Here is a 21,444-nt window from a genome sequence, read left to right on the forward strand (position 1 = left end):
GCGTCGTTCAGTCGCTCGCCGGTGATCGTGCTGCAGTCCGCGCGCGGCCTGCGTTCAGGCCATGCCGAGCACGTCGTTCATGTCGAACAGGCCGGTCTTGCGCTCGCGCAGGAAGCGCGCGGCGCGCAGGCTGCCCTGGGCGAAGGTGGCGCGGCTGGAGGCCTTGTGGCTGATCTCGATGCGCTCGCCGATGCCCAGGTACATCACGGTGTGGTCACCGATGACATCGCCGCCGCGCACGGTCGCGAAACCGATCGTGGACGGATCGCGCTCACCGGTCACGCCCTCGCGGCCATAGACCGCGCAGGTCTTCAGGTCGCGGCCCAGCGCCTCGGCGACGACCTCGCCCATCTTCAGCGCGGTGCCGCTCGGGGCATCGACCTTGTGACGGTGGTGGGCCTCGACGATCTCGATGTCATAGCCGTGCGACAGCGCCTTGGACGCCTGCGCCAGCAGCTTGAGCACGACGTTGACGCCCACGCTCATGTTGGGCGCCATCATGACCGCGGCGCGTTGTGCATACTCGCCGATCTTTGCCTTCTCATCCGGGCTGAAGCCGGTGGTGCCGATGACCGTGCGCACGCCCAGCTCCGCGCACAGCGCCAGATGCGCCATCGTGCCCTCGGGGCGGGTGAAATCGATCAGCACGTCGGACCGGGAGAGCCCCGCCCGGACGTCGCTGGAGATCGCCACGCCGGTGGTCTGTCCGAGGAAGGCGCCGGCGTCCTGACCCAGCGACGGGCTGCCGTCGCGATCCAGCGCCGCGCTCAGCTCCAGGTCGTCGGCGGCCAGCACGGCCTCGACGAGCATGCGACCCATGCGGCCGGAGGCGCCGGTGATCGCGATCCGCAGACGGCTCATCGACGCGGCTCCAGCGGCGGGTACTCGCGCGTGGGGCCAACGGGTTCGGCGGCGGCGGTCGTCGCGGCCGGCCGGACCGGCGGCGGCAGCGCCTTGCGTTCTTCCTCGGTCAGCTCGAGCTTGGGTTCCTTGCCGGAGACCTTCAGCGTGTTGATCGAGGCGATGAATTCCTTCTCGGTCGGCAGGTCATCCGGCGCGTCGATCTTGGACAGCGAGTCGCCGTCGAAGGTCAGCAGGATGTGGCGGTTCTGCGGCGCGGCGCCCTGGCGGCGGATCGTGAAGACGTAGTCCCAGCGCGCCTCGTGGAAGACGTCCGTCAGCAGCGGCGAGCCGAGCACGTCACGCACTTGCGCGCGGGTCATGCCGGGCTTGATCGCGGCGAGCTGATCCTTCGTGACGACGTTGCCCTGGACGATCTCGACGCGGTAGGGCGTCACCAGGCCCAGCACCTTGTCCCCGCTGACGGAGAACGCGTCGAACTTGGGCATCTGCGAGCAACCGCCCAGCGCCAGGAGACCAACAACCAGGCCGGCCGTCGCGACGCCGGAGGCGTTCCGACGGGCGATGGAGGCAATACGGGAATTCAATGACATGGCGCGGGTCGGCCTAGGCGCTAGGGCTATGATCGCGAGATTCTAGCGGCACGCACCCACGCTCTTCCGCAGGCGCAAACCCCATGAACCGGTCAGACGAAATCAAGAACAGCGGCCTCAAGGCCACGCTGCCCCGCATCAAGATCCTCGAGATCTTCCAGAACGCCAAGCAGCGTCACATGACCGCGGAGGACGTTTACAAAGCTTTGCTCGATGAGCGCGCCGACATCGGTCTGGCGACCGTCTATCGCGTGCTCACGCAGTTCGAGCAGGCGGGGCTGCTGTCGCGCAACCACTTCGAGTCGGGCAAGGCGGTCTTCGAGCTCAACGAGGGCCATCACCACGATCACCTCGTGTGCCTGACCTGCGGCTTCGTCGAGGAGTTCTACGACCCGCAGATCGAGGAACGCCAGCATGCGATCGCGCAGGAGCGCGGCTTTCAGCTGCAGGAGCACTCGCTGGCGCTTTACGCGAACTGCGTGAAGAAGGACTGCCCGAACAAGACCGCGCGCTGAGCGCTCAGCTCCCGTCGTTCAGGCCCTGCTCGATCGCGCGCTGATGGCGCTCGACGAACTCGCGGTAGGTGTCGATGCCGCGCAGCTGCAGGATGGTGTTGCGCACCGCGGCTTCGACCAGCACGGCCAGGTTGCGGCCCGCGTCCACCGCGATGACGACCTTGCGCACCGGCATGCCCAGCACGTCCTCGTAGAGCGGCTCGTAGGGCAGGCGTTCGAAGTCGCGCTCCATCGTTTCCTTGCGGACCAGGTGGACGATCAGCTTGAGCCGCATCTTCCGGCGCACGGCCGTCTCGCCAAAGATGGCCTTGATGTCGAGCAGGCCGATGCCGCGGACTTCCAGCAGGTTCATCAGCAGCTCGGGGCAGCGGCCCTCGATGGCGGTCTGCGCGATGCGGAAGAAGTCCACGGCGTCGTCGGCCACCAGACCGTGGCCGCGGCTGATCAGTTCCAGACCCAGTTCGCTCTTGCCCAGGCCGGATTCGCCGGTCAGCAGCACGCCCAGGCCCAGGATGTCCATGAACACGCCATGGCGCGTCGTCCGGTTCGCGCAGACGTGGGCGAGGTACGCGCGCACCAGGTCGATGACGTGGCCGGCGCTCTCGGCCGTGGTGAACAGCGGGATCTCGGCGCGGTCGCACATCGCCACGAGCCGGTCCGGCGGGACTTGGTCGTCGGCGACGATGATCACCGGCGGCTCCAGCGTCACGATGCGGGAGATGCGGCGATCCAGCACGTCGCCCGAGGCCTGGCTCAGGTAGGCGACCTCGCGCCGGCCCACGATCTGGACCCGGTAGGGGTGGATGTAGTTCAGGTAACCGACCAGGTCGGCGGCCGATTGCGCGTCGCGCAGCGCGGCTTCGTCGAAGCGGCGTTCGGGATGGGCGTGGCCGGCGATCCACTCCCAACGCAAGGCTTCGCGGTGTTCCTCGAACAACCGGTCCGCGCTGATCGAGGTGGCTTTCAAGTGGGGCGGACCGTATCGGTGGAAGAGAGTGTTCCCGTCGCCGCGTCGATCAGGCGACCGACTTCAGCGGTTCCCAGTCGGCGATCAGACGATGCACCGTGGCGGCTTCGGACTCGGTCTTGAGCCGTTCACGCAGTTCGCGGTCGGACAGCATCTCGGCGATCTCGGACAGGATCTCGAGGTGTCTTTGGGTGGCCGCCTCGGGCACCAGCAGGAAGATCAGCAGTGTGACGGGCTCGTCGTCGGGCGCGTCGAAACCGATGGGCTGCTGCACGCGCAACACCGCGGCCAGCGGATTCTTCAGGCCCTTGATGCGGCCATGGGGGATCGCGACGCCATGACCCAGACCGGTCGAGCCCAGACGCTCGCGGGCGAAGAGGTTGTCCGTGACCGCGGCGCGCGAGATCGAATGGTTGTTCTCGAAAAGCAGCCCGGCCTGCTCGAAGACCCGCTTCTTGCTGGAAGCGTCCACATCGACCAGCACGTTGCTGGCGGGAAGGATGGCGGCGAGACGGTTCATCGGGCATGTGCCGGCCTGCAGGGGCCGACGGGCTGGGGAAGCAGCCTGCGCACCATCGGCGCGCAGATTCGAGGACTGAAGGTCGAGATTATAGGAATCCCGCCACCGACAGGGGGTGTGACGGATGCGACGCTCCTGTGAAAACGTCGCCCTTGGTGTTGCATTGCAACATTTGACAGCAAAAAGGCGGCCCGATGGCCGCCTTGGGGCGAGGGCCTCGGGGAAATCCCCAGGCCCGGAAGGGTCTCCGGCGGGCCGCTCGGGCCGGCACCGGAGGCCCCGGCCGGTCATCCGGCGCTCAGGTCCATGCGCTTGGCCGATTCGTGGTGATGGTTCTGCACCCGATCCTTGTGGCGGCAGACCTGGCGATCCAGCTTGTCCATCAGCTCATCGATGGCCGCGTAGAGGTCCTCGTGCGAGTTCTCGCAGAAGATTTCCCGTCCCTTCACATGCAGCGTGACTTCAGCGCGTTGGCGTCGATCCTTTTCCTTCTGCTTTTCCACGGTCAGCAGGACGTTGACGTCCACGACCTGGTCAAAGTGGCGGAGCACCCGGCTGAGCTTGTTCAGCACGTATTCGCGCAGAGCCTGTGTCACTTCGAGATGGTGGCCGCTGATGGTCAGGTTCATAAAGCCTCCTTTCACAAGGGCTTGGTCGGAAACAAGAGTCGGAGTCGGCGGGGGATCCCGCGGGGAAAAGAGCGAGTGGGGTCTTGGGGGTGTCAGGAAATCTCTGAGGGTCGAAGGACACGCCGTCAGCCGGATGCCGAAGGCGTGGAGGAAAGCGGATGGGGGATCGGATGAGGCGTGGAAGTGAGCGGTCCGCGAGGGGCCCGGAAGGCCGCGAGGGCCGATGGAATGCGGGTTCTGAGGCGAAATCAATGAAGAAGACGAACCCAGTCTGCTCCCGATCCGGAGCGTCGGCAAGTGATCAAAAGCAAGGTTTGGGGGCGAATATTCCCGCCTTGCGACATGGCGAGGTCCATGTTGGAATGCTGGATGTTGCGCGGCGGGCCCCCAGACGGGTACTTCGCCTTGTCGCTGTGAAGGGCGCGATGTGATAATCCCGCGTCCCGATTACTGGAGTCCTCCTTGGACAGCGACCACCCTCGGTGGCCGTCTTCTCCAGCGTCAATCCGCCGCAGCCCTTGAGCGTTCCGAGCGATCGCCCGTCAGCGCTGCCGTGAGGCTTGTCCGGAGCGAGACGGTCCCCTTCGACCCCCTTGGCGTCGCGCCGCAGATGGCGCCGCCTGCTCCCGATACCCACGCGCCACGACGATCCGGATGGACCCGTCAACGCGTCTCCCGGCTGGTGCGTTCGCCTGAGCGCGTCAATGCCGACGAAGGATCTGCATGCTCAATGTGTTCACGCTGGATAACGGCCGCCTCAAGGGCGGCATGGTGCAGGAAGAGATCTCGACCGCCGCCGAGCTGCATTCGGTCGCGGGCGCCGACCGCCACCCGGTCTGGGTCGACCTGCAATCCCCCAGCGCCGAGGAGAAGGACTGGATCCGCGAGCGCTTCGGCCTGGTGATCCCCGAGGACATCGTCGACGAGGACCTGGAGGAGTCGGCGCGGTTCTACGAGGAGGACAACGGCGAGCTCCACATCCGTTCCGACTTCCTGATCGACGACGCCGAGGCGCCGCGCAACGTGCGCGTGGCCTTCATCCTGTTCAACAACGTGCTGTTCTCGGTCCACAACGAGGACCTGCCCGTGTTCCGCCTGCTGCGCCTGCGGGCACGACGCATCCCGGCCCTGATCGAGGATGCCAAGGATGTGCTGCTCAAGCTCTACGACGCGGACGCGGAGTATTCCGCCGATGTGCTCGAGGGCATCTACGACAACCTCGAGAAGGTCAGCGCGCGCGTGTTGAAGAAGGACGTCAACGACAACGAGGCCGGCGAGGTGCTGTCGGCGATCGCGCGCGAGGAAGACTTGAACGGCCGCATCCGGCGCAACGTGATGGACACGCGCCGCGCGGTCAGTTTCATGATGCGCAGCCGCATGCTCAACGCGGAGCAGTTCGAGGAGTCCCGGCAGATCCTGCGCGACATCGATTCGCTCGATTCGCACACGGCCTTCCTCTTCGACAAGATCAACTTCCTGATGGACGCCACGGTCGGCTTCATCAACATCAACCAGAACAAGATCATCAAGATCTTCTCGGTGGCGAGCGTCGCGCTGCTGCCGCCGACGCTGATCGCCAGCGTCTACGGCATGAACTTCGAGGGCATGCCGGAGCTCCATTGGAAGTACGGCTATTTCTTCGCCATCGGGCTGATGGTGGCGTCGGTGGCGGCGCCGTTCATCTACTTCCGGCGCAAGGGCTGGCTGGCCTGAGCGCGGCTCTCGCGGCGACGGGAGTCGCCGTCAGCGAAGGTCTCGTCCGCGTTCCTCCGGCGCAAATACAAAGGGCTTCCGCGAAGCGGAAGCCCTGGGTAGAAAAGTAGCCTCAAGACGCCCCTGGCCAACGAGGGAGGGAGGGAGGAGGAGGAGAAAGGCCTCGGGATTGCAGCTTCACGAGGAAGCAGGTCTTGCGGCTGAAAGTGGTTGCATCGACTGTACTCCCATCAGGGATGGGACTGGTGAAAACCCGGAATGCCCTCCGACGCTGCTGCGCCATCCGGCCGATTTAAGCGTGCTCAAAGCCTGCGCTGTTAGGGCTCGATGACCTCGGGGTGAAACCCCGGCGATCTGTTGAACGAGCCCTTATGGTGCAGCGCATCGGGGCCGATGTCATCCCGCCGATGAACGAAAAAGTGAGCAACTGTCACCGCTGTCCCGGCTAGCCGGGACAGTTTTCAGCGGGATGAAGGCCCTCCGCCACAGGCGTGCCGATTGCCAACTCCCGCGCCGTTTGATTCGACTTTTCAAGCGCTGTGCGCGACATCGGAGCAGGTTTGCTCGAACCTGCCGCGCACGGCTCCGATCACTTCGGCTGAGCGAGCAGCTTGTCGACGGCCTGGGTGAAGGTGTCGCTGTCGGGGCTCACGCCGGACGCGAAGCTCATGACCTGCTTGCCGTCGCGCGAGATCAGGTACTTGTGGAAGTTCCACTTGGGCGACTGGCCCGTGCGCTTGGCCAGATCGGCAAACAGCGGATTCAGGTCGGTTTTTCCGGCCTTGACGCTGCTCTTGCTGAACATCGGGAACTTCACGTTGAACGTGTTCTCGCAGAACTCGGCGATCTCCTTGTTGCTGCCGTACTCCTGGTTGCCGAAATCACCGGACGGAAAACCCAGCACCACCAGGCCCTTGTCCGCATAGCGCGCGGAGATCGCTTCCAGCGCCTTGTACTGGGACGTGTAGCCGCAGAAGCTGGCCGTGTTGACCACCAGCACGACCTTGCCCGCGTACTGGCACAGCGCCTGCGGCTTCTCGTCCTGCAGGCGCGGCATCTGCCGGTTGAGCAGCTCGGGGCAGGCCGCACCCGACGTCGTGCCCGCCGCTTCGGCGGCAGGGGCGGCCATCGCCGTCGAGGCCGCGCCGGTGGTGAGCGTCGCGATCAGCGCGACGGCCACGGTCGCGGTGGTGGCGGCGGCGCGCCGCAGGAAGGAACCAAGGAATGGGGTCATGTCGTTGTCTCCTGGATCGGTGAATCCGTGGCGCGCGCCACTGCGCAAGAAGCGAACGCGGCGTGAGGTTCGTCGGAAGCGCGATTAGGCCAGATCGCCCTACGAGCCGACGGCGTAAGGGATTGTCATGGTGCGACCGGTAGAATCCGGCGCGCTTAACAGGACGCAGACAGATGCTTTATCCCGAACTCTTCAAGCAACTCGAGGCCGTGCGCTGGAACATGGACACGGACATTCCGTGGGACAAGTTCGACGCGTCCAAGCTGACCGACGACCAGGCGCGCACGATCAAGATGAACGCGATCACCGAGTGGTCGGCGTTGCCTGCCACCGAGATGTTCCTGCGCGACAACAAGGACGACAGCGATTTCTCGGCGTTCATGAGCGTCTGGTTCTTCGAGGAGCAGAAGCATTCGCTGGTGCTGATGGAGTACCTGCGCCGCTTCCGTCCGGACATGGTGCCGACCGAGGCCGAGCTGCACGAGGTGCGCTTCGAGTTCGATCCGGCCCCGGCGCTGGAAACGCTGATGCTGCACTTCTGCGGCGAGATCCGCCTGAACCACTGGTACCGCCGTGCCGCCGAATGGCACACCGAGCCGGTCATCAAGGCGATCTACGAGACGCTGTCGCGCGACGAGGCTCGCCATGGCGGCGCCTACCTGCGCTACATGAAGCGCGCGATGGTCAAGTTCGGTGATGAAGCCAAGGCGGCCTTCGCCAAGGTCGGCGTGCTGATGGCCAGCGCCCGCCGCACGGCGCAGGCGCTGCATCCGACCAACCTGCATGTGAACGCCAAGCTCTTCCCGCGCGACACGATCCAGAGCCGTCTGCCCGATCCGGAATGGCTGGAGCGTTGGCTCGACAAGCAGATCCAGTTCGACAGCGTCTGGGAGAACAAGGTCGTCGAGCGCATCCTGCACAACATGAGCCTGCTGATGGAGCGCAGCTTCGCCAGCGTCCAGGAGCTGAACCGCTTCCGCAAGGAGCTGACGCTGCGCCTGGCCCAGGCCGCCCAGCAGGCGCAGGGCGGCGACGCCGCGCCGCAGGCGACCTGATCGTCGGCTCGCGTTGTCCGTTCGAAGGCCCGCATCCGCGGGCCTTTTCTTTTGGCGCAGGCGCGGCCGCGCGTCGGCAGCCACAATGCGTCATTCACCCGTTCCTTCCTTTCCAACGCCATCCGCCGATCGCACATGAAGTATCTGCACACCATGGTCCGCGTGACCGACCTCGATGCCTCCCTCCAGTTCTACGGCGAGGCCCTCGGCCTGCGCGAGGTGCGCCGCAGCGAGCATGAGGCGGGCCGCTTCACGCTGGTCTACCTGGCCGCGCCCGGCGACGAGGACGCCCAGATCGAGCTGACCTACAACTGGGACCCCGAGGTCTACACGGGTGGCCGCAATTTCGGCCACGTGGCCTATGCCGTGCCCGACATCTACGCGGCCTGCCAGCGCCTGATGGACGCCGGCGTGATGATCAACCGCCCGCCGCGCGATGGCCGCATGGCCTTCGTGCGCTCGCCCGACAACATCTCCGTCGAACTGCTGCAGGACGGACCGGCGCTGCCGCCGGCCGAACCCTGGATCTCGATGCCCAACGTCGGCGCCTGGTAAGGCGTCCACCGCCGCCATGACACCAGGCCTGCCGCGACTCCTGCTTCCTGTCCTGATGGCGCTGCCGCTCGCTTGCGCCGCGCAGGCGCAGGGCAAGCTGCTGTTGACCGGCGGCGTGAGCAGCATCGACGGCGCGGCTGGTGGCGGCCTGTCGCCGTGGGCGCTGACCGGCAGCTATGCCACGAGCGGGCAGGTGGGCGCGAGCGCCTACCTCACGCGATTGCCGGTGCAGGACTACGCCCTGACCGGTTACGGCGCCGCGGTGGCCTTCGGCGAGCGCGCGGAACTCTCGATCGCTCGTCAGGACTTCAGCGCCGGCGGCACGGGCGCCGCCTTGGGGCTGCCGGGCTTGCGGCTCAAGCAGGCCATCCTCGGCGCGAAGCTGCGGCTGGGTGGCGATGCGGTGCTCGATGCCGACACGTGGATGCCGCAGGTCGCGCTGGGCGTGGAGGTCAAGCGCCTGGATGCGGGCGGTCTCGCGCCGACGCTGGACGTGCTGGGCGCCAAGCGCCATGGCGTCGATGTCTACCTGAGCGCGACCAAGCTCTTCCTGGCGCAGAGCACGTTGGTGAACGTCACCCTGCGCGCGACCAAGGCCAACCAGAACGGGTTGCTGGGTTTCGGTGGCGCGGGCAGCGGCGGCTATTCGCTGGTGCCGGAGATCTCGGTGGCCTACCTGCTGAGCAAGCAGTGGGCGATCGGCGCCGAGTATCGCGTGAAGCCCGACAAGCTCAATCCGTCGACCCTGGGCGACGCGCTGCGGGAGGACGACTGGAAGGATGTGTTCGTCGTCTGGGCGCCCACCAAGCAGGTGTCGCTGACGGCGGCCTATGTGGACCTGGGGCGGATCGTGCCGGGCATCCAGCCGCGGCGCCAGCGCGGGGTGTACGGGTCCATCCAATTCGCCTATTGATCGCGATCGCCATCGCGTCCACGAGGAGACTCTGACGATGCAAGTCATTCGACGATGGGGTGTGCGGGTCGCGCTGGCGTTGCTGATCGGTGTAGGCGGGCTGTCCACGGCTGGAGCGGACGACGACGCGCTGTATCAAGCCTTGGGCGGCGAGGCGGGCATCGCGCGCATCGTCGATGGGATGCTGTCGCGGGCTTACGCGGACGATCGCATCAAGAAGAAGTTCGACGGCGTGAAGCCACAGGCGCTCAACGAATCGATCCGCAAGCAGTTCTGTCAGCTCAGCGGCGGGCCTTGCGTGTACGACGGCGAGACGATGAAGAACTCCCACGCACAGCTGGCCTTGGACAAGGCCGACTTCAATGCGTTGGTCGAGGATTTGCAGTTGGCAATGGATGACGCGAAGGTGCCGTTCGCGGTGCAGAACCGTTTGCTGGCGCTGCTCGCGCCGATGCATCGGGACATCATCACGCGATAGGCATGTGGGAACGCGCTGGGGCTGGGGTGGAACCTCAGCGCCGAGGCGCGGTACTGGCGCATCTTCGCTTTTCCAGGAGATGTCCATGTACTCGCAGAACGTTGCTGCCGCTGGAGCGGGGGCGCCCGGCCCCGAGGTGTCCGCATCGACGGCGCAGGCAGGATTCGATTCGGCGCGGCTTCACGCGCTGCGTGATCGTCTGGCGCAAGGGCACGCCCAGCAAGTGCCTGTCGAGGAGATGGCGACCGCAGCCTTCGAGTTCCTGCTGACGGGAGGAGGCGCGGGTTTCGAGGAGGCTGCTCGGCACGCTGTGGCGCGTGGCAGCGGCCCGTCGATGCTCTTCGATGACCAGTCGCGGGCGATTCCTGAACTGGTGGCTGGGATGGTCGACCGTGGCATGCCGGTGCGTTATGTGCTCGGCATGCCGCCGGAAAGGGTGTCCGTGTTTGCCAACTGCTGGACGAGGGGCTGGAGCGACCTTCCGCCTTCGCGACGCGGGTTGTGTCCGCCGAAGATGTCCAGTGAAAGGTCCGCCGGCGAACACCGTCTGCGAGAGGCGGTGAAGCTGTTGCGACCTGGGGAGGCAGCGGTGGTCTTTCCCGCCTCGGGCGACGTCCTCATGGCGGCGCGCGATCGCGATGGCTTGCTGTTGATGGCTCGCGATGAGCGGGGTGCTCAAGGACTGAGACCGACGTTGTACCAGGGCAGGGACGCAGACAAGCGATTGGAGCAGGCGCTGCTGCTGCCGGGGCGAGGCACGTGGGGCATGGTGCAGGCGGCTGTGTCGCCATGACCTGAACCGACGCGCGCGGCGCGTCGTCCAGAAAGCAGAAAGCCCGGCAGAGCCGGGCTTTCTTGAATCTGGTGGCCAAGGGCGGAATCGAACCACCGACACGCGGATTTTCAATCCGCTGCTCTACCAACTGAGCTACTTGGCCTTGAGACTGGGTCTCCGTCTTCGCCGTTCCGAGTCTGGCGACCCGTGCTGAGCAACGAAGACCGCGACTATAACACTAAATTCCGCTGCCGCGCTTGTTTCTTGAAAGATCAACGCCCAGCTGCTTCAGCTTCCGGTACAGATGGGTGCGCTCCAGCCCCGTCTTCTCGGCCACTCGTGTCATCGAGCCGTTTTCCTTGGCCAGGTGGAATTCGAAGTAGCTCTTCTCGAACGCGTCACGCGCTTCCCGCAGCGGACGGTCCAGCTCGAACATCTGCTCCGACACCAGGCCCTGATGCGGCATCGGCACCACCGGCGCCAGTCCCGCCGTCGGCAGGGGCAGGGTGCCGGGCACCATCGGCGGCAAGGCCTCCGGACGCGGATAACTCGTGCCGATGCCCGCCACCCCCGGCACGGGCGCCGCCGGCGGCGCCGGACGCGGCGTCGTCTTCACCAGCGCCTGCTCCACCGCGCGCAGCAACTTCTGCAAGGTGATCGGCTTCTCGAGGAACGCCATCGCGCCGAACTTGGTCGCCTCGACCGCCGTGTCGATCGTCCCGTGGCCGCTCATCATGATCACGGGCATCGTCAGCTGTCCCGTGCTGCCCCATTCCTTGAGCAGCGTGATGCCGTCCACGTCAGGCATCCAGATGTCCAGCAGCACCAGATCCGGTCGGGACCGCTCGCGGCTCGCCCGCGCCTGCTGGGCGTTCTCCGCGAGTTCGATGGTGTGCCCCTCGTCGGAGAGGATTTCGGACAAGAGGGCGCGGATGCCCAATTCGTCGTCAACAACAAGAATGGTTGCCATGTATGCCTACTGTTCACGCGGGCCGAGGCGCGTCCTGCGCAGGGCTCGGTGCAGTCGCGAGTTTTGAAAATGATAACGAAACTTGTGCGCCGCTCGGCGGTAGATCCCCGCCGCTGGATGCTGGGAGATTCACCAGCCGGATCCTCGCGCCGTGTTCATCGGCGATTTTCTTCACCACCGCCAGCCCCAGTCCCGTCCCCTTGGACTTGGTTGTGACGTAAGGCTCGAAGGCTCGCTTCAACACGTTCTCCGCGAAGCCGTGACCGTTGTCGGTCACCACGAGCCGCAACGCCCGCAGCTCCCCAGCCTCGTTCAGCGACTTCTGCGTCCGCACCGTCACCCGGCCCTCGGGCGACTGGCTCACCGCGTCCAGCGCGTTCTGCACGAGGTTGTGGATCACCTGCCGCAGTTGCGGCGCGTCGCCCAGGATCTGCGGCGGATCCGCCGCCAGGTCCGCGTGCAGGCGTCCCGCCTCCTGCGCCTCGGCGTACAGCGTCAGCACCTCGCTGACCAGTCCGTTCAGATCCAGCGGCCCCAGCTTGGCCGCCGGCAGCCGCGCGTAGTCGCGGAACTCGTTGACCAGCTGCTTCATCGCCTGCACCTGGTTCACGATCGTGCCCACCGAGCGCACCAGCATCGCCTGATCCGTGCCCTCGAGCTTGGATTCGAGCTTGAACTGCAACCGCTCCGCCGACAGCTGGATCGGCGTCAGCGGGTTCTTGATCTCATGCGCCAGCCGGCGCGCGACCTCGCTCCACGCCGCCGAGCGCTGCGCCGACACGACCTCGCTGATGTCGTCGAAGACCAGCAGCCGCGCGTCCTGCGGCAAGGGCGCGCCGCGCACCAGCAGCGTCAGCGCGGTCTTCTCGTCGAGCTGCAGCTCGAAGGAATCCTGCCAGTGCTCGCGCTCGCCCGCCTCGCCGCCCTGCAGCTCGAAGCGCTGCCAGATGTCCTTGCTGAACGCCGACAGCGCCGGCAACTCGTCCAGCGTCCGGCCGACGTAGGCCGACAGCGGCAGCTTCATGATCCGCGTCGCGCCCGGGTTGACGCTCTCGATGCGACGGTCCGCGTCGAACACGATCACGCCCGCGGTCAGGTTGTCGAGGATGGTCTGCACCTGCGTGCGCGCGCGCTCGAGCTGCATCACGCTCAGCTCCACCTGCTCGCGGGCGTCCGAGAGCTGCTGCGTCATGTCGGCGAAGGACCGCGTCAGCCCGCCGAGCTCGTCGCGGGAGCGGAACACCGGCTTGGCCTTCAGGTCCCCCTGCGCCACCTCGCGCATGCCCTCGGCCAGCAGCAGCAGCGGCTGCACGAGCTGGTTGGACAGCGCCACCGCCAGCAGCAGCGCGGCGAAGACCGCCAGGATCAGCACCAGCGTCAGCGTGCCCAGGTACATGCGCCGCAGCCCGTCGCGCAGCAGCGAGCGCTGCAGGTACTCCTGGTTCGCCGCGGACACGTTCAGCGCGTTGCTGATCACCTTCCCCGAGATCTGCTTGACCACCATCAGATAACGATCGCTGTTGGTGAGCTGCAGCGCGCTGCTGGGCAGCAGCGCCAGCGAGCGGATGCGGGCCTCGCCGAGCGCCGCGGTCTGCTCGTCCTCCAGCCCCTCCAGCCGCGAGGCCACGCCGTTGTTGCGCGCCTGGGTGACCAGCGCGGCGCTCGGGCGCTCGGGCAGCTCGCTGGATTCCCCGCCCGCGGACAGCAGGACCTGCCCGTTGCCCGCGATCAGCGCCACGCTGCGCGCGCCCATCTGGTCGCGCAGCCGCTCCAGCGCCAGCGGCGCGAGCGCGCCATCCTCCCAGCGCTCCGCGGCGGCGCGCGTGCGGGTAGTCTGCTCGGTGCGAAGGTTCTCCAGCGTGTCCTGCCCCAGCGCGAGACCCGCCTCCAGCGCGCTGGCCAGCCGCTGGTCGAAGAGGCTCTCGATGCTGCGGTTCACGAACTGGTAGGACACCGTGTAGATCAGCAGCCCGGGCACCACGCCCACGATCGCGAAGATGCCGGCCAGCTTGAGCAGCAGGCCGCTGCCGAAACGGCCGCGGCGCACGCGCAGGGCCAGCCGCGTACCGGCCACGCCGATCACGATGATCAGCGCCGTGGCCACGGCGACGTTCACCCAGAACAGCCACTCGTAATGCCGCTCGAGGAAACCGCGCTGCGCGGTCGTGCTGATCGACAGCAGGAAGGCCAGCATGCCGCTGGCGCCCGCGATCGCGGCCACGGAGATCAACCACGCCAGGCGCGCCGACTTGGTCACGGGTCAGGATCCTTGCAAGGTCAGTGGGAAGTCGGGAACGAGGCGCGGCGTCAGGGCTGCGGCTTGCTGGCGGGCGGCGCGGCGGGGGACTCGAGCTGCAGCGTCAGGTTGCGGTCCACGCTCAGTGACCAGCCCTGCGCCCCGCCCAGTCCGATCTGCAGCGGACGCGGCAACTGCGCGGTGTCCAGCTTGTAGCTGAACTCCAGGTAATAGCGGCCATCGTCCTCGATCTCCTTGGCATCGGCCACGCGCCAGCCCGACACGCCGCGCAGCGACGCGATCGCCTCGCCCAGCGAATCGAAGCTCTGATGCAGGCCGCCGGTGCTGACTCTGTACTGCCGGGTCAGCGGCTGCCAGGTCAGACGCCAGGTGCGCGTGGCCTGGGCGACGCGCGCGTCGCGCCAGTACCAGCGGTTGCGCAGGACCTGCACCTCGGCCACGAAATAGATGGCCACGCCCTTGAGCAGCGCCTCCTCGGCCTGCCGGGGCAACTCGAACCGGGTGCTGAAGCTGACGGCCAGGCCGTCCTCGGCGCGCTCCGCGTTCAGCAGTTGCAGCGCCACGCCTTGCGCCATCGCCCAGCCGTGCAGGACCAGCAGCGCGCCGACCAGGGTCAGGCGCTGCCACCGGGAACGCAGCGAAACGGGACGGGATGGCGGAGACACGCGAGCAGGCAGGCGGGCAGGGTGAGGCGGGAAGTTCGATGATCAGGACTTGTGCAGCAGCGCGTAATAGAAGCCGTCGGTGACGGCGGCGGCGCCGGGTGCCAGGTCCTGTCCGGCATTCTCCGCGAGCGGCAGCAGATGCCCGGCCCCTCGGTCGAACTGACGCGCCCGCGCATCGCCATGGCGTTGCAAAAACGCGTCGATCTGGTCCTGGCCCTCGGCCTTGAAGACCGAGCAGGTCGCATACACGAGCCGGCCGCCCGGCTTGAGCAGCGGCCACAAGGCGTCCAGCAGCTCCGCCTGGATGCGGGCGAGCGCCGGGATGTCCTCCGGGCGGCGCAGCCAGCGCACGTCCGGGTGGCGGCGCACGATGCCCGACGCGCTGCAGGGCGCGTCCAGCAGGATCGCGTCGAAGGGGCGGCCATCCCACCAGTCGGCGGTGGCGCGGGCGTCCGCGGCCTTCACCGTGCCCTCCAGCGCCAGGCGCTGCAGGTTCTGCCGCACGCGCTCCAGACGCTTCGCATCGGCGTCCAATGCCAGCAGATCGAGGCGGTTGCCGGCGAGTTCCTGCAGGTGCGCGGTCTTGCCACCCGGCGCGGCGCAAGCGTCCAGCACCCGCGCGCCGGCGCCAAGCTCCGGCCAGGCCTCGTCCGGGGACAGGTCTTGCGGGCGGACCCGGCCCAGCAGCAGCGGCGCGGCCAGCTGGGCGGACGCGTCCTGCACCGACGCATGACCGCGATCGAAATCGGGCAGGGCCTGGACCGGGCGAGGCTCGTCGAGCACGACCGCCTGCGGGAACAGCGACCCGGCGGGATGGGCGCCGATGCCGGCCTCGGTCAGCCGGGCCAGGTAACTGGGGAGGTCCTCATGCGCCGGGTTGACGCGCAGCGTCATCGGCGGCTTCTGCTGGTTGGCCTGCAGCAGCGCCTGCCAGTGGTCGGGCCAGTCGGCGCGCAAGCGGTCCTGCCACCAGCGCGGATGATTGAAGCGGGCGACCGGGTCGGCCTCGGCGGCGGCGACCAGCGCGTCGCGCTCGCGCAAGAAGCGGCGCAGCACGGCGTTGGCGAAACCGGCGCTGTTGGGCGCACGCTGGCGCACCGCGTGCACCGCCTGGTCCACGAGCGTGTGATCGGCGTAGGCGGTCTCGCCGGGCCAGAGCAGCGCGAGCGCGGTGACCAGCAAGGCGTCCACGCGCGGGGGCGGGTTCTTCGGGGCGAGCGCCGCGCGCACGGCCTGGGCGGCACCCAGGCGGCGCAGCACGGTGAAGCTCAGCGCCTGCACGCCGGGGCGGATGTCGGCGGGGCAGCGGGAGAGCCAGTCGGTCAGCGAGTGGCCCTCGCGCACGGCCTGGACGGCGTCGGCGGCGTTGGCCAGCAGGCGGTGCAGCGGCGGCGCGCCGCCGGCCTTGGGGGATGAGGGGGTAGACACCGCGGGAGTTTAAAGGGCGCGACAATCCCGCCCCATGACGAGTACTCCGATCCTGAGCCCCGACGAGCTGGCCGCGCTGCCGGCGTCGGACCGTATCCGTTACCGGCTGGTCCAGGCGGGCCGCCGCCACCACGCTAACGACAACATCGCCCCCTACATCGAGGCGGGCGAGCTCGACCAGCTCCAGGCCGAGGTCCAGGCGCGCATGCAGGAGGTGCTGAAGGCGCTGGTGATCGACACCGACAGCGACCACAACACGCAGGAAACGGCCAAGCGCGTGGCCAAGATGTTCGTCAAGGAAGTCTTCGCGGGCCGCTACGCGCCGCCCCCGCCGGTTACCGAGTTCCCCAACGCGGAGCGCCTGAACGAGCTCATGATCGTCGGCCCGATCACGGTGCGCAGCGCCTGCTCGCACCACCTGTGCCCGATCATCGGCAAGGTCTGGATCGGCCTGCTGCCCAGCGAGCATTCCAACCTGATCGGCCTGTCCAAGTACGTGCGCCTGACCGAATGGATCATGAGCCGCCCGCAGATCCAGGAAGAAGCCGTGGTGATGCTGGCCAACGAGCTGCAGGACCGCGTCAAGCCCGACGGGCTGGCCATCGTGATGGACGCGGACCACTTCTGCATGCACTGGCGCGGCGTCAAGGACATGGACTCGACGATGACCAACAGCGTCATGCGCGGGTCCTTCCTCAAGGACGCGACGCTGCGCGCGGAGTTCCTCGCGCTGATGAAGAAGAAGGGCTGAGGCCCGCGCGCGGACGCCGGGTCCGCGCTCAGAGGCTGCGCGCCTCGGTGAACCCGACGAAGCTCATCAGCACGCGGGTCGGGAACTGGCGGATCGCGGCGTTGTAGGCCTCGACCGCCTGGTTGAACACCTGGCGCGAGAACGCGCGCTGGCGCTCGATCATCTTGAGCTCGTCCACCGCGGCGGCCAGGTCGGGCTCGACGATCAGCTCGACGTTGTGCTCGACCAGCGACACCAGCCGGGTCAGCGCCGCGCCGTGCACGGCGGCGGCCACGGCCAGCGTCGCCACGGGATCCGCCGCGTAGGGCCGGCCGCGCACCGCCTGCGTCGCGGCGCGGGCCTCGGTCTGCGCGGCGGCCAGCGCGTCCAGGCTGGCCTGCTCGCTGGGCAGGCGCTCGCGCAGCCGCTCCAGCAGCAGATCGCCATGGGCGAAACGCCGCGTCAGCGCGTCGTCCAGTTGCGCGAAGGCCTTGCCGATCTCATTGCGCAGCAGCATCACGCGGTTGTAGGCGCCGATGCACCAGAACACCAGCACCGCGGCCAGCGCCCACGCGCCCCAGTTCCAATGCCACTGCATGGCGTCGGCGGCGTTCAGGGTGCGGCTCCAGACCCGGGCGCCGCGACGGCTGCCTTGCCGCGCTGGAACTCGACCCAGCCCTTGGCGCGCAGCTCGCAAGCCGGGCAGTGGCCGCAGCCCCATCCCCAGGCGTGACGGGTCTTGCGCTCGCCGAGGTAGCAGGTGTGCGTGTGCTCGACGATCAAGTCGTTGAGCGCCTCGCCGCCGAGCTCCTCGGTGAGCGACCAGGTCTGCGCCTTGGTCAGGAACATCAGCGGCGTGTCGAGCGTCATCGGCGTGTCCAGACCGAGGCTGAGCGCGACCTGCAGCGCCTTGAGCGTGTTGTCGCGGCAGTCGGGGTAGCCGGAGAAATCGGTCTCGCACATGCCGCCGACCAGCACCGACGCGCCGCGGCGGTAGGCCAGCGTCGCGGCGAAGGTCAGGAACAGCAGGTTGCGCCCGGGAACGAAGGTGTTGGGCAGGCCGTTGGCCTGGAGCTCGATGGCGCGTTCCTGCGTGAGCGCGGTGTCGGAGATCTGGCCCAGCAGGCTCAGGTCGAGCAGGTGGTCCTCGCCGAGCTTGGGCGCCCAGTGCGGGAACTGCGCGGCGATCTGCTGGCGCACCGTCTGGCGACAGTCCAGTTCGACGCGATGGCGCTGACCGTAGTCGAAGCCCAGGGTCTCGACCTCGGCGAAGCGTTCCAGCGCCCAGGCCAGGCAGGCGGTGGAGTCCTGGCCGCCGGAGAACAGCACCAGCGCCTTGCGGCGGGAGGCGTGGACGGCGGGAATGGGGGCGGCGGCGGAAGCGGCGTCGGACATGGCAGACCAGCGGTAGACAAGGAAATCAGCAGGCCGGAAGTGTGCCAGCACCGTGCTACCGTCGTCGGCCTCAGGAGGAAAAGCAATGCAACGATGGTGTCTCGCGCGCGGCCGGACGGGCTCGCGCCGTGTCGTTTCCTTGATGGCGGCCGCCGCCGCGTTTGCGGTCACCGCGGGTGCCGCGACGAGTGCCGCCGCGCAGACCGGCTCGGCGGCCACCGCGTCCACGATTTCCCAGGTGCTGCTGTATCCGGGCGGCGCGCAGGTGGACCGGACGCTGGCCGTGGCGGCAGGGGCGACCCAACTGCGGCTGGCCTGCCTGCCGGCCACGCTGGAGCGCGAATCGGTGCAACTGCAGGCGCCGGCGCAGATCGCGCTCGGCGAGCTGCAGATCGAGACCGTGCCCCGCGCCCAATTGCCCGAGTGCCGACAGGTGGACCCGCGCGTGCGTGAGCTCGAGGCGCAGCGCGCGGCGCTGGAGGCGGAGCAGGGCGGCGTGGACGTGTCGCTGGGCTATCTGAAGGGACTGTCCGACAACAGCGCCAAGGGCGGCGCGGCGCTGGGCGCGACGCTGGACTCGCTGCGCCGCAACGCGCAGGAGCTCATCGCGCGGCAGCACGCGCTCAAGCTGAGGATGACCGAGCTCGACGCCCAACTCGCGGCCGCGAAGGCGGACGTCGGCCAGGTGGAAGGCGGGCAGGTGTCGGTCCTGAAGTTGCGGCTGTCCGCCACGCAGGCCGGCGAACTGCAACTGCGCTACCGCGTGCCGGACAGCGGCTGGACGCCGCAGTACCGCGCGCGGCTGGACACGAGCTCGGGGGCGCTGCAGCTGGAGCGTCTGGCCCAGATCGCGCAGAACAGCGGCGAGGACTGGACGCAGGTCCGGCTGCGGCTGTCCACGGCGCAGCCGCGCCAGCGGGTGTTGCCGCTGACCGTGTCGCCCTGGACGCTGGCCTTGCTGCCACCGGTGCAGGCGGAAGCACGCGCGCAGTTCACGCCGATGCCGATGGCGGCGCCGGCGCCGCCCGCGCCCGCGCCTCAGCGCGTGGCGGTCACCGGCAACGCGGTGCGTTTCGACGCCAGCGTCTTCGAGGGCGACTTCGCCACCGAATACGAACTGCCGCAGCGCGTGACGCTGCGCGGCAACGGCCAGGGCACGACGGTCAACCTCGGCAGTCAGACGGTGAGCGCGCGGGTGTTCTCGCGCGTCACGCCGGGCGCGGAGCCGACGGCGGCCTACCTGCTGGCTGAGTTCACGCGGCCCGAGGGCTCCTGGCCGCGCGGCCCGGTGCAGTTGTTCCGCGACGGGACGCTGGTGGGCGAGATGAACGGGCTGACGATCAACGCCAAGCCGGCGTGGTTGCCCTTCGGCAAGGACGAGCGGCTGCGCGTGCGCGTCGATCCAGAGAAGCGCGATGGCAATGACGCCGGTTTCATCGGCGCGCGCCGCGACGTGCAGATCACGCGGCCGTGGCTGGTGGAGAACCTGGGCAAGCGTCCGATCACGCTGCAGGTGCTGGAGGCGGCGCCGGTGTCGCAGCACGAGGACATCCGCGTGGAGACCCGCTTCACGCCGCCGGTGACCGAGTCCAACTGGCGCGAGCAGCCCGGCCTGCAGATGTGGGAACTGAGCCTGGCGCCGGGCGCGGCGCAGAACTTCCAGGCGGTCTACAAGATCAGCGTGCCCAAGGACGCGCGGGTCAGCGGCATGCGCTGAGCCATGGGCCGTTGGGGACCGCGTCCTGACCGGGAGCCCTCACCCCAACCCCTCTCCCGCTACGCGGGCGAGGGGCTTCCTTTCGGATCAGGTCCGGATCTCGCCCTGTCCGAGCACGACCCACTTCATCGAGGTGAGGCCTTCGAGGCCCACCGGGCCGCGGGCGTGGAACTTGTCGGTGGAGATGCCGATCTCCGCGCCCAGGCCGTACTCGAAGCCGTCGGCGAAACGCGTGCTCGCATTGACCATCACGCTGGCGGAGTCCACCTCGCGCAGGAAGCGCATCGCGTGGACGTGATTCGTCGTGAGGATCGCGTCGGTGTGGTGCGAGCCGTGCCGGTTGATGTGCGCGATGGCCTCGTCCAGCGCATCGACGACCTTGATGCTGATGACCGGGGCGAGGTACTCGGTGTCCCAGTCCTCGGGCGTCGCCGGCTTGAGCAGGTCACGCGGCACGGCCTCGAGCAGCGCCAGCGTGCGCTCGCAGCCGCGCATCTCCACGCCCTTGGCGGCGAAGACCATGCCGATGCGGGGCAGGAAGGCGGCGGCCTGCGCGCTGTGGACCAGCAGCGACTCGGTCGCGTTGCAGGGGCTGTACTTCTGCGTCTTGGCGTTGTCCACGACGGTGACGGCCAGGTCGAGGTCGACCTCGGCATCGACGTAGCTGTGGCAATTGCCGTCCAGGTGCTTGATGACGGGGACGCGGGCCTCGCGGCTGATGCGCTCGATCAGGCCCTTGCCGCCACGCGGGATGATGACGTCCACGTAGGCGGGCATCGCGATGAGCAGGCCCACGGCGGCGCGGTCGGTGGTGTTGACGAGTTGCACGGCGTCGCGCGGCAGGCCGGCTTCCTCGAGGCTGTCGGCGACGAGCGCGGCGAGGGCGAGGTTGCTGTGCAGCGCCTCGGAACCGCCGCGCAGGATGCAGGCGTTGCCGCTCTTGATGGCGAGCGAGGCGGCCTCGATGGTCACGTTGGGGCGGCTCTCGTAGATCATGCCGAAGACGCCGAGCGGCACGCGCATCTGGCCGACGCTGATGCCGGTGGGGCGGCGCTTCACGCCGGTGATCTCGCCGATGGGATCGGGCATCGCGGCGATCTGCTCGCAGCCTTCGGCGACGGTGGCCAGGACCTTGGCGGTGAGGCGCAGGCGGTCGACCATCGGCGCGTCGAGGCCGGCCTCGGTGGCGGCGGCGAGGTCGCGGTCGTTGGCCTGGGTCAGCGCGGGGCCGGCCTCGCGCAGGCGGCGCGCGAGCGCGAGCAGGGCGGCGTTCTTCGCGGCGGTCGGCGCGGCGGCCATCAGCGTCGCGGCCGCGCGGGCCGCCTCGCCGACGCCGGTCATGTAGGCGTTGAGGTCGGTCATAGACCGGAGATTCTGACTGATGCCCCGCGAGCTCCCTCCTCTCGGGGCCATCGCGAGCAGAAAGCCCACCCTTCGTGATCTGAGGGTTTGTCCCCGGAACTCGTCGCTTGCG

22 protein-coding genes and 1 tRNA gene are annotated in these 21,444 nt (G+C 68.2%); 9 read left to right on the forward strand and 14 right to left on the reverse strand.

Annotation, left to right across the window (positions count from 1 at the left end; translation table 11 throughout):
• Window positions 1-54: 54 nt before the first annotated feature.
• Entirely contained in the window at window positions 55-861 is an 807-nt protein-coding gene (gene dapB, locus ACNI65_RS25210; protein ID WP_416760265.1) for a 4-hydroxy-tetrahydrodipicolinate reductase, read from the reverse strand.
• Window positions 858-1,454 carry an outer membrane protein assembly factor BamE gene (locus ACNI65_RS25215; protein ID WP_416760266.1) on the reverse strand — a complete coding sequence of 199 codons (597 nt, stop codon included), beginning with the start codon at window positions 1,452-1,454 and terminating at the stop codon, window positions 858-860. The genes dapB and ACNI65_RS25215 overlap by 4 nt, the downstream gene beginning before the upstream one ends.
• A gap of 83 nt (window positions 1,455-1,537) precedes the next feature.
• Here ACNI65_RS25215 and fur point away from each other — a divergent pair, with 83 nt between their 5' ends.
• Complete coding sequence (fur, locus tag ACNI65_RS25220) at window positions 1,538-1,969, forward strand: ferric iron uptake transcriptional regulator (RefSeq protein WP_416760267.1); 432 nt, start codon at window positions 1,538-1,540, stop codon at window positions 1,967-1,969.
• 4 nt (window positions 1,970-1,973) lie between these two features.
• Here the strand turns inward: fur and hprK are convergent, their stop codons facing one another.
• The 3 genes from hprK to hpf all read right to left on the reverse strand — a co-directional run bounded on the left by hprK (window position 1,974) and on the right by hpf (window position 4,085).
• Entirely contained in the window at window positions 1,974-2,936 is a 963-nt protein-coding gene (hprK, locus tag ACNI65_RS25225; protein WP_416760269.1) for an HPr(Ser) kinase/phosphatase, read from the reverse strand.
• Window positions 2,937-2,985: 49 nt separating this feature from the next.
• Window positions 2,986-3,456 carry a PTS IIA-like nitrogen regulatory protein PtsN gene (ptsN, locus tag ACNI65_RS25230; RefSeq protein WP_416760270.1) on the reverse strand — a complete coding sequence of 157 codons (471 nt, stop codon included), beginning with the start codon at window positions 3,454-3,456 and terminating at the stop codon, window positions 2,986-2,988.
• A gap of 287 nt (window positions 3,457-3,743) precedes the next feature.
• Window positions 3,744-4,085 (reverse strand): ribosome hibernation-promoting factor, HPF/YfiA family, encoded by a 342-nt coding sequence (gene hpf / locus ACNI65_RS25235; protein ID WP_416760271.1) that lies wholly within the window; start codon window positions 4,083-4,085, stop codon window positions 3,744-3,746.
• A 723-nt stretch (window positions 4,086-4,808) separates the two neighbouring features.
• On the opposite strand from hpf, the gene corA reads away from it, so the two are divergent.
• Window positions 4,809-5,798, forward strand: a complete 990-nt coding sequence (gene corA, locus ACNI65_RS25240; RefSeq protein WP_416760272.1) for a magnesium/cobalt transporter CorA — start codon at window positions 4,809-4,811, stop codon at window positions 5,796-5,798.
• A gap of 589 nt (window positions 5,799-6,387) precedes the next feature.
• On the opposite strand, the gene ACNI65_RS25245 is transcribed toward corA, so the two are convergent.
• Window positions 6,388-7,032, reverse strand: coding sequence for a glutathione peroxidase (locus ACNI65_RS25245; RefSeq protein WP_416760273.1), 645 nt, complete (start codon window positions 7,030-7,032; stop codon window positions 6,388-6,390).
• Window positions 7,033-7,205: 173 nt separating this feature from the next.
• Between ACNI65_RS25245 and ACNI65_RS25250 the strand changes: the two genes are divergently transcribed.
• The 5 genes from ACNI65_RS25250 (at window position 7,206) to ACNI65_RS25270 (ending at window position 10,826) form a co-directional block, all read left to right on the forward strand.
• Window positions 7,206-8,087: a ferritin-like domain-containing protein gene (locus ACNI65_RS25250; RefSeq protein WP_416760274.1), complete on the forward strand. Its 882-nt coding sequence runs from the start codon at window positions 7,206-7,208 to the stop codon at window positions 8,085-8,087.
• 135 nt (window positions 8,088-8,222) lie between these two features.
• Window positions 8,223-8,642: a VOC family protein gene (locus ACNI65_RS25255; RefSeq protein ID WP_416760275.1), complete on the forward strand. Its 420-nt coding sequence runs from the start codon at window positions 8,223-8,225 to the stop codon at window positions 8,640-8,642.
• 55 nt (window positions 8,643-8,697) lie between these two features.
• Complete coding sequence (locus tag ACNI65_RS25260; protein WP_416760276.1) at window positions 8,698-9,555, forward strand: DUF3034 family protein; 858 nt, start codon at window positions 8,698-8,700, stop codon at window positions 9,553-9,555.
• 61 nt (window positions 9,556-9,616) lie between these two features.
• A complete protein-coding gene (locus tag ACNI65_RS25265; protein WP_416760278.1) occupies window positions 9,617-10,033 on the forward strand; it encodes a group I truncated hemoglobin in 417 nt (138 codons plus the stop codon).
• Between the two features lie 85 nt (window positions 10,034-10,118).
• Entirely contained in the window at window positions 10,119-10,826 is a 708-nt protein-coding gene (locus ACNI65_RS25270) for a hypothetical protein (protein WP_416760279.1), read from the forward strand.
• Between the two features lie 69 nt (window positions 10,827-10,895).
• On the opposite strand, the gene ACNI65_RS25275 is transcribed toward ACNI65_RS25270, so the two are convergent.
• The 5 genes from ACNI65_RS25275 to rsmB form a co-directional block, all read right to left on the reverse strand.
• Window positions 10,896-10,971, reverse strand: a tRNA-Phe gene (locus ACNI65_RS25275).
• Between the two features lie 75 nt (window positions 10,972-11,046).
• Window positions 11,047-11,778: a response regulator gene (locus tag ACNI65_RS25280; RefSeq protein ID WP_416760280.1), complete on the reverse strand. Its 732-nt coding sequence runs from the start codon at window positions 11,776-11,778 to the stop codon at window positions 11,047-11,049.
• 13 nt (window positions 11,779-11,791) lie between these two features.
• Window positions 11,792-14,035: an ATP-binding protein gene (locus ACNI65_RS25285; protein WP_416760281.1), complete on the reverse strand. Its 2,244-nt coding sequence runs from the start codon at window positions 14,033-14,035 to the stop codon at window positions 11,792-11,794.
• Window positions 14,036-14,085: 50 nt separating this feature from the next.
• Window positions 14,086-14,700: a DUF4390 domain-containing protein gene (locus tag ACNI65_RS25290; RefSeq protein WP_416760282.1), complete on the reverse strand. Its 615-nt coding sequence runs from the start codon at window positions 14,698-14,700 to the stop codon at window positions 14,086-14,088.
• Between the two features lie 42 nt (window positions 14,701-14,742).
• Entirely contained in the window at window positions 14,743-16,128 is a 1,386-nt protein-coding gene (rsmB, locus tag ACNI65_RS25295; protein WP_416760284.1) for a 16S rRNA (cytosine(967)-C(5))-methyltransferase RsmB, read from the reverse strand.
• Window positions 16,129-16,162: 34 nt separating this feature from the next.
• On the opposite strand from rsmB, the gene folE reads away from it, so the two are divergent.
• Window positions 16,163-16,879, forward strand: coding sequence for a GTP cyclohydrolase I (gene folE / locus ACNI65_RS25300; RefSeq protein ID WP_416760285.1), 717 nt, complete (start codon window positions 16,163-16,165; stop codon window positions 16,877-16,879).
• 28 nt (window positions 16,880-16,907) lie between these two features.
• Here the strand turns inward: folE and ACNI65_RS25305 are convergent, their stop codons facing one another.
• Window positions 16,908-17,456, reverse strand: a complete 549-nt coding sequence (locus ACNI65_RS25305) for a LemA family protein (RefSeq protein WP_416760287.1) — start codon at window positions 17,454-17,456, stop codon at window positions 16,908-16,910.
• 14 nt (window positions 17,457-17,470) lie between these two features.
• Window positions 17,471-18,253 (reverse strand): 7-cyano-7-deazaguanine synthase QueC, encoded by a 783-nt coding sequence (queC, locus tag ACNI65_RS25310; protein WP_416760288.1) that lies wholly within the window; start codon window positions 18,251-18,253, stop codon window positions 17,471-17,473.
• Window positions 18,254-18,338: 85 nt separating this feature from the next.
• Between queC and ACNI65_RS25315 the strand changes: the two genes are divergently transcribed.
• Window positions 18,339-19,970, forward strand: a complete 1,632-nt coding sequence (locus tag ACNI65_RS25315; protein ID WP_416760289.1) for a DUF4139 domain-containing protein — start codon at window positions 18,339-18,341, stop codon at window positions 19,968-19,970.
• Between the two features lie 87 nt (window positions 19,971-20,057).
• Here the strand turns inward: ACNI65_RS25315 and ACNI65_RS25320 are convergent, their stop codons facing one another.
• Window positions 20,058-21,332 carry a glutamate-5-semialdehyde dehydrogenase gene (locus ACNI65_RS25320; RefSeq protein WP_416760291.1) on the reverse strand — a complete coding sequence of 425 codons (1,275 nt, stop codon included), beginning with the start codon at window positions 21,330-21,332 and terminating at the stop codon, window positions 20,058-20,060.
• Window positions 21,333-21,444 lie beyond the last annotated feature (112 nt).

It is taken from the genome of Roseateles sp. So40a (genome assembly GCF_048081605.1).
Classification (GTDB): domain Bacteria; phylum Pseudomonadota; class Gammaproteobacteria; order Burkholderiales; family Burkholderiaceae_C; genus Roseateles.

Coding starts and splice junctions, on each gene's coding strand:
- ACNI65_RS25255 (WP_416760275.1), top strand. CDS start 8,223: ATGAAGTATCTGCACACCATGGTCCGCGTGACCGACCTCGATGCCTCC.
- ACNI65_RS25245 (WP_416760273.1), bottom strand. CDS start 7,032: ATGACCCCATTCCTTGGTTCCTTCCTGCGGCGCGCCGCCGCCACCACC.
- folE (WP_416760285.1), top strand. CDS start 16,163: ATGACGAGTACTCCGATCCTGAGCCCCGACGAGCTGGCCGCGCTGCCG.
- dapB (WP_416760265.1), bottom strand. CDS start 861: ATGAGCCGTCTGCGGATCGCGATCACCGGCGCCTCCGGCCGCATGGGT.
- ACNI65_RS25250 (WP_416760274.1), top strand. CDS start 7,206: ATGCTTTATCCCGAACTCTTCAAGCAACTCGAGGCCGTGCGCTGGAAC.
- ACNI65_RS25260 (WP_416760276.1), top strand. CDS start 8,698: ATGGCGCTGCCGCTCGCTTGCGCCGCGCAGGCGCAGGGCAAGCTGCTG.
- ACNI65_RS25215 (WP_416760266.1), bottom strand. CDS start 1,454: ATGTCATTGAATTCCCGTATTGCCTCCATCGCCCGTCGGAACGCCTCC.
- ACNI65_RS25305 (WP_416760287.1), bottom strand. CDS start 17,456: ATGCAGTGGCATTGGAACTGGGGCGCGTGGGCGCTGGCCGCGGTGCTG.
- ACNI65_RS25270 (WP_416760279.1), top strand. CDS start 10,119: ATGTACTCGCAGAACGTTGCTGCCGCTGGAGCGGGGGCGCCCGGCCCC.
- ACNI65_RS25320 (WP_416760291.1), bottom strand. CDS start 21,332: ATGACCGACCTCAACGCCTACATGACCGGCGTCGGCGAGGCGGCCCGC.
- ptsN (WP_416760270.1), bottom strand. CDS start 3,456: ATGAACCGTCTCGCCGCCATCCTTCCCGCCAGCAACGTGCTGGTCGAT.
- ACNI65_RS25280 (WP_416760280.1), bottom strand. CDS start 11,778: ATGGCAACCATTCTTGTTGTTGACGACGAATTGGGCATCCGCGCCCTC.
- fur (WP_416760267.1), top strand. CDS start 1,538: ATGAACCGGTCAGACGAAATCAAGAACAGCGGCCTCAAGGCCACGCTG.
- corA (WP_416760272.1), top strand. CDS start 4,809: ATGCTCAATGTGTTCACGCTGGATAACGGCCGCCTCAAGGGCGGCATG.
- ACNI65_RS25315 (WP_416760289.1), top strand. CDS start 18,339: ATGCAACGATGGTGTCTCGCGCGCGGCCGGACGGGCTCGCGCCGTGTC.
- hpf (WP_416760271.1), bottom strand. CDS start 4,085: ATGAACCTGACCATCAGCGGCCACCATCTCGAAGTGACACAGGCTCTG.
- queC (WP_416760288.1), bottom strand. CDS start 18,253: ATGTCCGACGCCGCTTCCGCCGCCGCCCCCATTCCCGCCGTCCACGCC.